This window comes from Pseudoalteromonas sp. G5_S1_14_S5 (assembly GCF_054968605.1).
This window is the reverse complement of record NZ_JBQKUM010000014.1, coordinates 1-13,820: the sequence shown is the minus strand read 5'-3', so window position 1 is coordinate 13,820 and position 13,820 is coordinate 1. Positions and strand designations below refer to the sequence as shown.

The following is a 13,820-nucleotide window of genomic DNA, read 5'->3' as shown; positions in this document are numbered from 1 at the left end:
ACAAAGGTTGCCCCGTGGAAATATATTAATCTAGAGGTAACTCACGAGTATCATCATATTTATGATCTATACGATTAAGAAGAGACCCTAAACAAAATGATAAAAACCAGCACAGTAGACGAAGTTTCTTTATCTAAAAAGCTTTTTACAGAGATGATGAATTGGTGCGAAAACACCAAAATTCAATCAAGCACATACAATCATGGTTGGAAAAATTTTGGTGTCGACAGCCATATCAAAGTTAATCGTTGGTATAGCTTAAACTTCTGTCTACAAAAAACAGACATCCAAGATAATAAAGGAAAAACAAGATCATTTTATAAAATAAAAAGAGGGGGGAGACCTACAACCAAATACGGCATACATAACAATGAAGTTGAACGCTTGAAGAAAGAAACACCGACATTCGATGCGATGATTTACCCTGCAATGTTAAATTGCAAAGAGGACATAATAAAAATAAAGGAAATGAACGGAAATCGGATAAGATTCAACAGTAAAATGATGTCTTGAATTGGGTCCATTCTAAGAGCCGTTACGTAAAATTCAATTCTTCACATTAAACTACATGTTGCGCTCTAACATGAAAACTTTCGTTTTAAGTCTCTGAATTCATTGTTATCATAAAAAATCAAATAGTCATAAACAAACGTATAAATACTGCCTCTCGCCGTATAGAAAGCGTTAGCACTCAGGAGGTATTCATTGAAAAAGTGTCAGCTGTGTCTTTGTAAGTCTGAGTTATGTAATTCACATGCAATACCTGATTCAGTATTTAGATCTTTGTTTAAGAGAGGAAATGGTCAGGCTATCGAACTTTCTTCTGGTGAATTAATTCCCAATAGAAAGTCTCAGGACAGTTGGGCTACTGAGCAATTGTGTAGTGGATGTGAGGTAAAGTTAAACATTACCTATGAGCAATATAGTTTGAACTTATTAAGGGGCAAGGTTGGAAAAGTTACTCGACATGATGACGGCGTCCATTTTACCGATATTGAAACTCTAAAATTTAAAAGCTTCGTGTTATCTATTTTCTGGAGGGGTGCTGTTTCATAACATGAAAACTATAAAACAATTAAAGTTGACCCACGATTTTTAGAGCTAATCCGATCTAGCTTGGTTAGGAAGGATAATGTTTCAAAGAATTCATGTACTGTTATTGTGCAGAGATTGGTTGATACAACAGATGGAGGTTTTGACGAAAGTCATCTGAGAAATTTTGTTGTTTCACCATTCCCTAGGAAATATGAAGTTAGAGGTCAGCTTTATAGCTCCATCATCATGATATTTTTAGGGTTTTACTTTGAGATTTTTTATAACCCTATACGTTCTAATGAAAATGTATCTAAGTTTGCTTTAGGCAATAGCCGGACAACCTATATCGCGCCTTATATAGAGATCACTGAAATACCTGAGGTTTTTGGTTTAATGGTTAACAGTCTCAGAAAAGAGCATAAAGGTTTAAGCAACTTGTGACTAAAAAAGAGAATCAAACTGTTTAAGAGTAGTTTGTAGAGCAAAAGTCATTGAGTTTCTTTGAACTAAGAACTGCACTCTGATACCCATTTTTAGTTCTTTATGAGTTGGGGTTTCAGACTAGTTCTTTTAGGTCAAAAACCAATCAACTGTGATTCTGGACTTTTTAGCGAAACCAATTTTGGGGTAGAAGTGTTTTAGAGCAGTCGCACTAAGGCGCTCTTGTCCCAATGTGTGCTGCCACAATAGAGACCTAGCACGTCTCTGGACAAAAATCAGTTTCGGGAAATCGAATATTAGCAAACGATGAATAAATACAGGTATGGCAAATAGCAAAACTGACGTGTAGGACTCACAGGATGATGTGTCGAAACCTCAGCTTTACGAAGACCGCATTCGCCTTTAGAAAAGTATCAAGGTCGCCACCCCTCTAGAACAGATCGTACAATTTACTTATGTAGACGCTCGGGCTTGTTCAACTCTTGGGATTTAACGTTGGCTATGCAACTCTTAATCCTTATCTGTTATTACGCGGTTTTCAGTGTACTCATAGTCTCAACTGACCTCAACGCCCCGTTAGAAAACTCCAAGATACTTATCGCAAGTTGGTCTATAGGCATGGTAAAAAGACATTTACCATCGGTTCCGAATATACGGCTACCACCTAATCCACGAATGTTCTGATCGTTGAGTGCTTGTGGCCAGTTGCACTGTAAAACCAACGCATTGAGTTCCTTAGCTATTTCAGAAGCCGCTGAAAAATAGCCCGTTAAGGTCTTGTCATTGCCATTCTGCCTGATATAGCTAGGCCAAACTATGATTTCTGGAGAGCAGGAACGAACTTGAGAGATAAACCAGTCGGTATCCTCGACCTCTCTACAAATTACCGTGGTACAGCGAGCGCCATCAAGATCAAATACACTTCTATTATCACCTTTAGAAAAAAACTTGGACTCACTTTCAGTTAATCCAGTCTTGTCCCATTGTGCTATGACCTGACCAGTTTTACTGATGCAAAAATAACTATTGAACACTTTTGACCCAACTACTTTAGGTGCACCAAAAAACAGACTTGTTCGGTACTTTTTCGCTAAATTCTGTAGTTCGACTACGGCATTTTGAATTAAGAGTTCTTTACACTCAGCTTGTATATTTCTATGAAAACCACTTAATGCGAGTTCAGGGAAAATTAGGACATCTAGTGCACCTAGCCTTTTAATGCACCCAGATATTGTCGAAAGGTTTTGTGCAACAGTCCATCTCATTTGCATCTGAACAATGCCGATTTTCACTCAGTACTCCTTAAGCGTTACAACGCTTATTAAACGAAAAATAGTCGTTTTTCATCCTTCAAAATGCAGTCATTTTTATATTAACTCAACTGATAATCAATAAATTACGCCACATGAAGGGAAATTAGACTGAAAGATGTGGCCTAATGGCAGGAGTGAATAGTTATCAAATCAATCGGACTAGATTTGGTAGGGGAAATGTACGCTCCCTAGACTGTGTGGGGTATTTAGTCTGAGCCATAATGGGGCAGAGATATGTCAATGATTTTGCTAAATTAGATGCTTATGAATTACTATTTCTATGGGGAGCGTCCTTTGCTCTGGCTAAATTTGCTAGTCCATTACACGACTAATCCACACACATTTGTATTTGGATTGGCCGTGTTTTGAAGGTGTGTGCAATCAAGAGTCATCTTCTTCTATCAGGCTTTTGGTCAAAGCGTTACAAGAGTATTCATTTACACTTGTTTCGTTTTTTTTAGCGACCTTAATTAGTAGTTTTTTTTGACGACAATTGGGCTTAAAGGTAATCTCAGCATTCAATGCAAAGACTTTTTGGTATTCAGCTTTTTTCATTCTAGGCATCTCTCTCTGCTTGTTCTAATATCAAGCGCTTCGCCAATTTTGTTGGTGTGACTCTGTGTTTCTGGTCAGGAATAAATGATTGAATTCTCCTTAGTTGTCGATTTAATAATTCCACTTCTCTCTGACTTCTTGGAGCCACAGTGACGTAATCTCCGCCCTCATCAATACTTGTATAAGCTGATCTTGGCATATATGCCCTCCTTGTTTCTGGCTGGTTGATTGTTTTGGTTATATCAAAGTTCGAGATTGTCCATTCGAACAAGCTGAGCTAATCTAAATAAGTCAACTCTGCTGTTTTTTTCATGTTCTATACGCTGTTTTTCAGTTCGTAAATTAGATAATGTATCGGCTATAAAATCTAATTCATCAGCCTTTCTGTTTAGTAGCCATTTCATTCCATCAGAAGCATTTTCGTGGTTGATATTAAATATAGCGAGTATAAACATAAATCCGCTAATCCCCATTTCGAATGTGAATGGGATTGGTTGAGAAATATAGCGTGATAAATCAGAACCTTTGACACTCTGTTTTATAGCATGAACAATACTTGATTCTGAATTATCTCCGTCTATTTTTTGATAAATATCATCAACTAAGTTATTAAACTTTTCAAGTGGGTTATATTTAATAATATCTCCATTGCAATCACAAATATTCATCTGGTTGAATTTATTTACTATGGAGTACAACATATGATATTCAATATACATATTATCGATTTTATGGTCTACTTCTTCACTGTTATTAATAACGAAATATGTTTCATTCGGAACACTAAACATCAGTGGTTTCATGTATTTCTGATACCAGCCACCATTAAGAGGTTTATTTTGTAGCAGTTGCAACATAATGATTAATTCAACGCATTGAATCGAGATCTTCCCTGCTGTTATCGACTGGCATAACTCAAGGCTTTTACGAGCTATCTCTAGTGATTTTTCATATTCTCTTGTCATAAGAAAATGCAAAGACTGATAGTAAAGAATTTCATGTTTATGATAGATATGATCTTCATCATTTAGCAGTTCTGGCAAATTACAGTTTATCGATTCGAAATTTAGATTTAGACTAAGATACTTTAATACTCTTCCTGATTTAGTTGAAGGGAACTCAGTTCTATTCCATTCTTTACTATTCCAATTGTTAAATATTTCTTCAATAACACACCCAAACGGATTGATTAGGTCTACGGGCAAAATATGAGCGGGGTTATTATATAAATTACTTCTCAAGGAATCTCTAATGGCTTTATATAATCCTATATTTGAAACCGAACCAGAAATTAGCTTGTCATCATTGATAAAATATAGAAAATTAAATAGCTTTTTATGGAAGTGTATAAACATTCTCGGATATAAAGAGATACCTACGGAATTTATATCTTTATAACTTTCTTCGCATGAGACTATTTTTGCGTAATCATAGCATTGAATTATATATTGATATAACTCTGATACTTGCTCGTTGCTGAACTCTTTAGACCATTCATTATGTACACATTGTAAATATCTTGAGCAGTTTATGAATGCTTCTAATTCTTCAATGGTTAACAGGAATATCGACTCAACACTGTGCCCTGTCAATTCACATTGTTCTTTTACCTGTTTCAATAATTTCTTTATGCTTTTATGTGTTAGTGCAGAGTTTGGCTTAATAGCATTAACTTCTTCCTTTAGATCTAGTTTATTATGGCATTTACCCATCATATATTGTTTTAAAATTTGAGATGGTGTAAATCCACGTACCATGGACGGTAAATAAGCATCAAAATGTGCTAAAGGTGAGGATTTGTTCACTCTATCAATGAACTCTGAGTACAAACAAGTAGACTGAGGGATCATGATATTTGAGATAAAAGACCATTGTCCAACCTCAAAAGTAGCCTTTGTACGGTACTCTTCGCTACTCAATTCCTGTAATAGAATATTTATAACTTGAAAGCCCTTAATTAGATCCGAGATCACCTCTTCACTATTGCTATTACCAAGTAAAATCTGGACTACAGTTTCGAGTTGGCCTTCTTCACCTGCGTAATATTTTTGCATGTTATCGAGAGTTCTTTTATCTGATATCCTCTCATGCCCGCTCCCAAGCACAACCTTAAACAAAGCATCACTAAATGAAAATTGAGAAATAAACTTGACCAACTTCACCATATTATTCACATCTTATTGACTTAGAAAAATGCCATCATGGCTATTTCTTTTTTTGCGTTTTTTGTTCTATGGACTCAATTTATCAGTTGGCCGAACCGATTTCATGGAAAAAAAATCACCACCTATGTGAGCAGGGGAAACCATACATCGATTCTACATGGTCAACCATTAGAAAAATCGCGCAACTTTCTGCTAAGGAATATCACTATTCTGTTGTGCTAACGAGGAATGGGGCAGATCTGGGTTAGCTGGCACTTTTTAGAAAAGTGCCATGAGTAAAACCTCAGGTCTAACAAGCCTCTGGACAAAAGTAAGTTAGTAGTTTTGCTTATTTAGTAAAAGTCGGATTAGTTAGCGTATGGCAAAAATTAACTAACAAAAAGCAAGACCTGCCCCCATTGGTTCACAAGCCAACGCATATTTCATTTAAATATCATCTAATTACCAATCGTGGTAATATGCTATTCATTGAATGGTATGTTGGCCATATTGCAGGATATAATAATGAACCAAAGAATTGAAAACGATACTTTCTCGGGAGGTGAAACGACTCACCTGAATGCAACTGTTGGTAATAATGGCAGCTTTGCTCCGGAAGGAGAAGCCCGTTCAAATACAGATTATGCTCTTGGTTTTTCAAGCGCCGCACTCGAACTGATTAGATCAGCGAAAGAATCTTCTGAGTTTAGAACTCACCTCGACTTTTTGGTTTATCCTATTTGTTTCAACATGAGACATGCTGTGGAATTACGGCTGAAAAAATGGTGGAAAGACTTAGGAATGTTAGCCTCAAAAAGAGAGGTTAAGCTAAAACAGCATAGAGACGCCAAAGTTGCAAAAGATCGTTCATTAAGGGGAAAGCTAGACCCCTTTCCTACAATAGATGAGGCATCCACACACGATCTATCTAAACTGTGGAATCTGGTAACCGAATATGCATCAGTAATAGACTCGCGTTTCAGCAAGCTCATTCCATTGTTAGACCCTTACATCCAAGATATTGCCGATATTGATCCTACAGGCCAAACTTTCAGATACCCAGCCAGCAACGATAGCCAAGTTCACTTAGCTGAAACACCGCTTATTAACATCAGAATACTTGAACTCAGATTTACTATGTTGTTTAAGCTTTTTGATTTTCAGGATCAAATAACTCAGGAAATGAAATATGAGTACTCTTGGGTTAACACACCAAATCAACTTTCATACCACGATCTACAATCAATATCGTTGGTGTTGGCTGAGTATGAAGATAAAGAAGGTGAACCAATAGCAGCACAAGCAAAAGAAGTAGTTAGAGATAAATATGGATTATCAGGCGGCATATATAGCAAAACGATTTCCGCTATCAAATGCAATCCCTACTTAAACCATAGTCTCAATATGATTAATGAACCAAAGCATCTAAGTGCGGAAGCTATCGGCGTTATATTTGAAGTATATTTTGACTATAAACCTGTAGATGAATATCGAACGGACTATAAACGAGCTGAAACCAAAACTGAAATCAGAGTATATAAACCCGACTTCGATAAAATGAAACATGAGATACAAAAACGAGCTGAATTAAGAGAGAAACTCTTTGGGTATTTAACTAGAGAACAAATCGCTGAGTCTACAGCACTACTTGAGTGTTACTCAGAATCAAAATATATCGAGATTTATGACCGGTTAGTTGAAGAACATATCATTTACGTAAATAAAATGGATGAGAAAGAACTTAAAGCTTATATATCCAAACATTTCTTTGGTTCTATGATTCTAGAAAAACTATCTTTGATGCTACTCCAAATGAACTGTATAGATGTAATACAACCTCATATCGAAGAATATAGGTTAACCGATATCAGTTGGTATAAAAGCTTTCAGGGCCGGGCATTCAACCGGTGCTATGATGAGTTCCATCATTTCGAATGCTCAATCGAACAGTTTCAAACTGAAGTAATTAGCGTTTTATCTCAAGTAAAATCAGAAAGATTAGGCGATTAATTAGTTAAAGAAAGCTACTAACCCGAGTGACTTTTTGCTGTTCTCTACTAGATAAGTTGTTCTATAAACTTATCTAGTAGAGTGGTGAACTGGTCGCCCTAAATCAAGTTCAGGTCTTGCTTTTTGCCTGTCATTAGTACAAATATTACAAAACTCTCGAATTCAAACCCAAGTAAGAAGCGGTGCTGACATGACGTTTTGGGGCAAAGGTGTGTTACAACTCATCACAGAGTCAGCACAGCTCTACTGACTCGTTGATGGACACAAATGTGCCAGCGTTTTTGCTAAATTAGAAAACTACGAATAATCACAAGACGGTACTTGATGTATTATTTTCCGAGTTGATAACGCACACTCGCGGTAACCAATCTAAGGCGGCAAGAATGTTGGGTATCAATAGAGGCAACTTCAGAAAAAATTAAACGAGATCACAAGCAGGGAGTTTGATAGCGATAAGTTCAGGTACATATCATGACTGTTAGAACTCTGCGGATGTTGCTGAGCAACTTGAAAGGGGAAAGTTCTTAGGAACTTCCCACTTTATCTCAAAGGTTTTTGGTCGGACTGACTGGATTTGAACCAGCGACCTCCGACACCCCATGACGGTGCGCTACCAAGCTGCGCTACAGTCCGATAAACTTAATCTAATAAGTTTTTTCATATGCGTCAACTAGAATAATCCTAGATAAGAATATCACGGGTGAAAAACCAGCCTGTAAAACTGATTTTTGGACAAAAATCAGTTTCGTAAAATCGAACATTAGCAAGTCATGAATAACTACAGGTATGGCAAATAGGAAAACTGACGTGCAGGTCGTATCAGATTACGTATCGAAACCTCTGCCCTTCGGAGACCGCGCTCTCCTTGAGAAAAGCATCAAGGCCGCCACCCTTCTAGAGCAGATCGCACAATTTACTTATATAGAGGCTCGGGCTTGTTCAACACTTGGGATTTAACGTTGGCTACGCAACGCTTAATCCTTATTTGTTATGCCGCTTGTTTTCACATACAAACCTCTTCCACAACGCTCATATTGCTTTATAATTTACGACATACGTTGTTCCTAAATGGTAAGCCATGAAGTATTCAAAATCGCAAATTAGTGATGTTTTTACTCACCTGAAAAAAATTGAAAGCGACACAGAGACTTCTAGAGAAGAACTCGATGAAGCAATTTCTTCCGCGCTCGATATGATTCAGAAGATGGTGGATTTGATGATTGAACTTGATCCAAACATGAAAAAAAGTGGTGATGTCCGAACATCAACCAAAACATTTATTGACCACATTAGTACCCTCACAAATAAGACACTGCCAAGAATGCGTAAGCATAGTCAGGAGTATGCCTCAGTAATAGATATTCTCTCCGAGGGAGATACTAATGGCTGATGATTTGAACATTGATGAGCTAGTAAAACAGTACAATGAGGTAAAAAAGGAAAATCAATCTTCTTCAAGTCAATCATCTGTTAGCCAAGCAGAAGAAAAGCTCGTCGAAGCACTGAAGAAACAAAACGATATTAAAACTCGTAGTAACCTCACAACATACTTTCTTGTTGGGCTGTTTCTATTGTTGATTCTAGCTGGGGTTTTTGTTTTATATTACAACCACTTATCAATGCAATGGCTACTAACTCTAAAGTACAGTGGAATTGAGATTAAAGAAGGGATGGTCAAACCCTTAGAGCTTGAGAGTGTCCTATCCTTGATAATTAACAGCTTCGGTACATCACTTGGATTCATTATTGGATACTATTTCAAGGACAAGATGTCTTGATTAAAGATGCCTCAAGGAAAGAGGCATAACGCTTATTAGACGGATTTTTTCCGTAATTATATGTAACCGATAGTAACGCTAATTATACTCACGTTCAATCTCACCCCCATATTGCCTAGCGTCTAGGATGTGAACTTCAGAAATTGCCGAAAGTTTCCGTATAACTCCGGCGGACTCCGAGCAATACAATTTTCACCCTGATTGCACTCCAAATGAGCATGGACTTATCTTCTTTCGTCTGATTAGATTTAGTAGGACAAACGCACGCCCCTAAATTTTGTAGAGCATTTGGTCTAAGTGATTTCGGGGCAAGCTCGTGCTAGAACTGGTGGTGCTAGACAAACTGGTGGCTTGACACGAGTTTGGACAAAGTGTTTTAGGACACTCACTCTGAATCATTTGTTTATATTAGTTAAACTTGAGAAGTCAGCCGTCTAAAATTCATCAGTTGTTCCCATAAACTTAGTCCGAGCATTTGTACCTTCATGAGTTTTAGTAAATACCATTCGTTTGGGTTCATTTGGAGACAATCCCCCAATTGAAAGGGCTAAATTAGATAGCAAACCATGTATTTTGTTTGCATATTCTAGGCAATCATATTTCCCATATTCATCAAGCGACTTTTCACATAGCGCATCAAACTGTTCAATGTACTTGCGAAAGTCCCCTCTACGACACCGATCTTTGTAAACCGATTCAATGTTATCTGGTAGAGGAAACCTTACCGAGGGGAGCTGCTTTCCATCAGGAAACTCGTGCACAATTTGAATAGCATACAACTGATGGCTGGCAATGCTAATGGGAGCAGTATGCATGACTAGATCCCTGTATATTCCTAGCTCGAATAACCACCCATCAGGTGCCATACTTACCTTAAGTTGCTCTTCCAACTCTGACAGTTCAGGGGCATTATTTAACGCTTTCAGCAAACCGTTTGCAGTTGTAATCTCTTTTATTTTGTCAGAGTTCTTATGCGTCAATTTTAAACCAGCGGTTGAAGAAAAATTGTAAACATACTCGCACAGGTAATCTCTTAATATTCCTGCTTCAAACAGGAATGAATGGAACTCTTGATACACAAGATTGGTAAAGCCATCATGGAATCTTTGTCCATCGATAAAGTCATTCTTTAAGACAATTGCATTAAGCTGATCTCGATACTTAATTGATAGATTCTTAAGCTTATCGTTGAGGGCATTTAATTGATATGAAATGCGATTTGATAAGTCGTAACCAAGTCCATCTTTGGCCTCAAAAGAAGAAAGTGCTAGGCTGCGCCATAACTGAAATGCATCCCAATTTGGCCAGATTTTCTGCTGCTTAGCATAACCTCGAAACTGTGTAGGAGCCTCTCCTAAATACTCACTTTGATCAGTCATAAACTCAACACCAACGATACAAAGGTCGTATTTCTCCAGCGCATAATATAATCGTCCAAAAGTCGGGATCGATATTTGTACCTCTTTGCCATCGATACTTTGGGGCCACAAGATAACTTGGTCGCTCATAGGTTCGACTTGAGCAGTCAGACCACCTGCAAGGTGTGCAATTCTCCCACATGGGGGCCAACTTTTTGTCATAAGTACCTCATATTCGTAGACGTTCAACGCACTCGACTAAACTGTGCTATGATTTTCTGTGCTCTTACTCTTCCAATACCCTTGATGTTAATCAAGTCATCTTCTGTAAGGTACGATAGCTCTTTGATTGTTTGGATGCCTGACTCTTTTAAAGAGGATGCAATTTTATCGTTAACTCCGTTTACAAGAGTAAGTTTTTCAGGCTTATCTAGATAATATTCAAAACGTTCTGACTCCGTGATATAACGGGCCATCACATCAACGATGCTTGACTCCCGATAACACGTCAAAATACCTTGTTCTATCTGTTTTTTTTCTTCGCTATTTTCAGCATAAGATACTGCTTCAGCCATTTTTTCTGAAATGGTTTTATCTGATTCAAAAATACGCAGAAGCCCGATAGCATAAGCTATATATTCTTCAGCTTTTACTTCCCCTGCATCTGACGAACAAGTCCTGCTTTCGGCAAGAAAGTCATAAGCACTATCTAACTTTGCAATCCATACTCCATCTTGAGGACTGCCATATTTTGGAGGCTCACCTTCACCTAAATAGACTTCTCCATGCCTTTCTAATACAGCTATAGGAGTGCGCAGTTGGCATGTTGCATGAAACTGCATTCCCTCTATTAAGTCTGCATTCTGTGGGGCTAATGTTTTATATTGCTCAGGGGCTTGCTTTACCTCTGATGAAACTTTGTTAGTTTCATCGTTTTTAACTTGCTCTGTAGATTTTTTTTTACCAAAGATAATGTCAAAGATTCCCATTAATCAATCCTTATCGTTTGCTGAGTGCAGATAGATTACATGCATAAGAAAAAGTTGGTCAAACAACCTCTTATCGTGATGAGGTACAGAACAGTTCTAGTTTGGAATGGGGCAGCGATTAGCTAAAAACGCTCTGTACTCATTGCTTGCAATGGCTGAGCCAACCTGATGAAAAACTGACGCTGCCCCCCTTCGAGAGCAAATCACACAGTTTACTTATATAGAGTAGAGGCTCGGCTTGTTCAACAATTGGGATTTAACGTTGGTTACGCAAAGCTCAATCCTTATTCGTTATATGCGCTCCACTAGCAGAGACTTCAAGATATCAGCAACCTGTTCCATTCCGAGACCTATTATATACAGAATAAAAGCAGCAATTACACCGCCTACGACTGCTTGGACTGTCCAGTGTAAAACATACGAATTCTTTCGCTGAAACCTAACATTAGGGAATGAGAAATCAATACCTTTCAGTACTAATTGGTTCAGATACATCCATAGGTTCGAATATATTAACAATACAAATAAAAAGCTAACCACAAAAGGGCTATCGACTGACAGCAAAAGACTTACGTTTTCAGCAATTACCAAACTAAGCAAAAACCCTACTATAACTCCCCCAACTTGTACTACCAATGGTGTCCAAGATGTACGTATTAGCCCGTTTTTATTCTTAATGGCTGAAATGATGTCTCGATATGCTGAGTACGTTGATTCAACCCAGTCTTTCTCTTCATTCGATACGGATAGCCAGCAATTTTGGGGATCATTGGAATCGAACCTGAGCTCACTATGACAGCCAAATTCTCTATTAGTATGCCTACTCTCCTGAGACTCCATACAAATAATAACTCTCTCTACTTGGCCCGCACTCTTATAGAATTTCAATAATTCTTCAATGCTATAAAAACGATAACCTTTTCGGTCAAATCGTATTACGTAACTTACCAGTTGAGTTTTCGGTGATGTAGCCCTTTCACTTTCGGGTATGGTCTCATTGATTTTTAAAGCTCTTGATAAAAACTCATCGCTAATGTCTTTGAGTACACCTTCGTCAATCGTTACATTCTTTATTGATTCATCTCTTAGGTATCGACCCATTGTATATATTTACCTCTTCAGCATATAACGCTTATTAGACGGATTTATTCCGAAATCATATGCAACCAATATTAACGCTAATTATACTCTCGCTCAATCTAATGCCCGTATTGCCTAGCGTCTAGGATGTGAACTTCAGAAATTGCCGAAAGTTTCCGTATAACTCCGGCGGCTTCGGAGCAATACGATTTTCAACCTACATACGCCTAAAATAAGCTCGGTCTGACTCTCTTTCATCGGATTAGATTTGGTAGGGAAAACGCACGGCCCTTTATTTCGTAGAGTATTTGGTCTAACGCATTTCGGGGCAAAAATGTGCTAGAGAAAGCAGCAAAAAGGCAGCGAGATCAAATCTTCGCTGCCTTTTGAGTATGATACTTTAATCCTTAGTATGACACTTTAATACTCAATATGAGACTTGTTTACTCTCGTACATTTATGCGATTTTCGCAACTTACTCATATAGGTACATTTCATCTTCTACGTCAGACAAAAACTCTGTTAGTTCCCACTCGAAGCCAGCTTTGTCGAAAAAGTATGCCCTTTTACGATATGTCTCTTCGGGAGCCAAAATACCCCTATCATAGCCTTGTTCAATCAGCCGCTCCTCTGTAGCTTCAAGATCATCCACAACCAAGCCAATATGGTTTAGACCATAGTTTTTATACGTTCTTTGAAAACTTTGGGGAACAAGTGAGTCTAGATGAGGCTCTTGAAGTGCAAAATAGCTTTGTTTGTTGCCCACATGAACCCAACGATGTCTATCTGGAGATTTAACATCTTTTCGTACATTAAAGTCCGGAGCTACAATAACTAAAAATGCCAATGCAGCGTCAATATCTGGAACTGTAATATTTAAGTGCTCGATCCTTGTCATATTCAAGTATCCTTTTTATCAATGATCTAAAGTATCAACACAAATTAGCTTAATACCTCAACTTAACTTGAGGTCAAGCAAAAATTTACGCCATCGCATAACATTTAGTAGGGCAAATGCACATTAACAGGAAGTGTATGAGCTTCGACTCTAAATCATAAAGGGGCATTTTCGAGCTAGAAAATGCCACGGGTAAGAATTCAACCTGTGAAGGTTTTA

14 protein-coding genes and 1 tRNA gene are annotated in these 13,820 nt (G+C 37.8%); 6 read left to right on the top strand and 9 right to left on the bottom strand.

Features of this window, described 5'->3' with window-relative positions; translation table 11 throughout:
* Positions 1-96: 96 nt before the first annotated feature.
* Together ACTRWI_RS06275 and ACTRWI_RS06270 are read left to right on the top strand one after the other, a co-directional pair.
* A complete protein-coding gene (locus ACTRWI_RS06275) occupies positions 97-513 on the top strand; it encodes a hypothetical protein (RefSeq protein WP_499129927.1) in 417 nt (138 codons plus the stop codon).
* A 657-nt stretch (positions 514-1,170) separates the two neighbouring features.
* The gene (locus tag ACTRWI_RS06270; protein ID WP_499129926.1) at positions 1,171-1,476 is read left to right on the top strand and encodes a hypothetical protein; all 306 of its coding nucleotides are present in this window, start codon (positions 1,171-1,173) and stop codon (positions 1,474-1,476) included.
* A 527-nt stretch (positions 1,477-2,003) separates the two neighbouring features.
* Here the strand turns inward: ACTRWI_RS06270 and ACTRWI_RS06265 are convergent.
* The 4 genes from ACTRWI_RS06265 to ACTRWI_RS06250 all read right to left on the bottom strand — a co-directional run bounded on the left by ACTRWI_RS06265 (position 2,004) and on the right by ACTRWI_RS06250 (position 5,509).
* Positions 2,004-2,768 carry a carbon-nitrogen hydrolase family protein gene (locus ACTRWI_RS06265; RefSeq protein WP_499129925.1) on the bottom strand — a complete coding sequence of 255 codons (765 nt, stop codon included), beginning with the start codon at positions 2,766-2,768 and terminating at the stop codon, positions 2,004-2,006.
* A 402-nt stretch (positions 2,769-3,170) separates the two neighbouring features.
* Positions 3,171-3,344, bottom strand: coding sequence for a hypothetical protein (locus tag ACTRWI_RS06260; protein ID WP_499129924.1), 174 nt, complete (start codon positions 3,342-3,344; stop codon positions 3,171-3,173).
* Between the two features lies 1 nt (position 3,345).
* Complete coding sequence (locus ACTRWI_RS06255; RefSeq protein WP_499129923.1) at positions 3,346-3,543, bottom strand: hypothetical protein; 198 nt, start codon at positions 3,541-3,543, stop codon at positions 3,346-3,348.
* A 43-nt stretch (positions 3,544-3,586) separates the two neighbouring features.
* The gene (locus ACTRWI_RS06250; RefSeq protein WP_499129922.1) at positions 3,587-5,509 is read right to left on the bottom strand and encodes a hypothetical protein; all 1,923 of its coding nucleotides are present in this window, start codon (positions 5,507-5,509) and stop codon (positions 3,587-3,589) included.
* 504 nt (positions 5,510-6,013) lie between these two features.
* Between ACTRWI_RS06250 and ACTRWI_RS06245 the strand changes: the two genes are divergently transcribed.
* Both ACTRWI_RS06245 and ACTRWI_RS06240 read left to right on the top strand, forming a co-directional pair.
* Positions 6,014-7,498, top strand: coding sequence for a hypothetical protein (locus ACTRWI_RS06245; RefSeq protein WP_499129921.1), 1,485 nt, complete (start codon positions 6,014-6,016; stop codon positions 7,496-7,498).
* A 341-nt stretch (positions 7,499-7,839) separates the two neighbouring features.
* Positions 7,840-7,920 carry a helix-turn-helix domain-containing protein gene (locus tag ACTRWI_RS06240; protein WP_499129960.1) on the top strand — a complete coding sequence of 27 codons (81 nt, stop codon included), beginning with the start codon at positions 7,840-7,842 and terminating at the stop codon, positions 7,918-7,920.
* Between the two features lie 134 nt (positions 7,921-8,054).
* On the opposite strand, the gene ACTRWI_RS06235 is transcribed toward ACTRWI_RS06240, so the two are convergent.
* Positions 8,055-8,131: transfer RNA gene (locus tag ACTRWI_RS06235), tRNA-Pro, on the bottom strand.
* Between the two features lie 445 nt (positions 8,132-8,576).
* On the opposite strand from ACTRWI_RS06235, the gene ACTRWI_RS06230 reads away from it, so the two are divergent.
* A complete protein-coding gene (locus ACTRWI_RS06230; protein ID WP_499129920.1) occupies positions 8,577-8,888 on the top strand; it encodes a hypothetical protein in 312 nt (103 codons plus the stop codon).
* On the top strand, positions 8,881-9,276 hold the full coding sequence (locus ACTRWI_RS06225) for a hypothetical protein (protein WP_499129919.1): 396 nt from the start codon (positions 8,881-8,883) through the stop codon (positions 9,274-9,276). The genes ACTRWI_RS06230 and ACTRWI_RS06225 overlap by 8 nt, the downstream gene beginning before the upstream one ends.
* A gap of 434 nt (positions 9,277-9,710) precedes the next feature.
* Here the strand turns inward: ACTRWI_RS06225 and ACTRWI_RS06220 are convergent, their stop codons facing one another.
* From ACTRWI_RS06220 to ACTRWI_RS06205, 4 genes are all read right to left on the bottom strand, one after another.
* Positions 9,711-10,856: a hypothetical protein gene (locus tag ACTRWI_RS06220; protein ID WP_499129918.1), complete on the bottom strand. Its 1,146-nt coding sequence runs from the start codon at positions 10,854-10,856 to the stop codon at positions 9,711-9,713.
* A 23-nt stretch (positions 10,857-10,879) separates the two neighbouring features.
* Entirely contained in the window at positions 10,880-11,623 is a 744-nt protein-coding gene (locus ACTRWI_RS06215) for a helix-hairpin-helix domain-containing protein (protein ID WP_499129917.1), read from the bottom strand.
* 291 nt (positions 11,624-11,914) lie between these two features.
* The gene (locus ACTRWI_RS06210) at positions 11,915-12,724 is read right to left on the bottom strand and encodes a hypothetical protein (protein WP_499129916.1); all 810 of its coding nucleotides are present in this window, start codon (positions 12,722-12,724) and stop codon (positions 11,915-11,917) included.
* Between the two features lie 454 nt (positions 12,725-13,178).
* Positions 13,179-13,601: a VOC family protein gene (locus ACTRWI_RS06205; RefSeq protein WP_499129915.1), complete on the bottom strand. Its 423-nt coding sequence runs from the start codon at positions 13,599-13,601 to the stop codon at positions 13,179-13,181.
* Positions 13,602-13,820 lie beyond the last annotated feature (219 nt).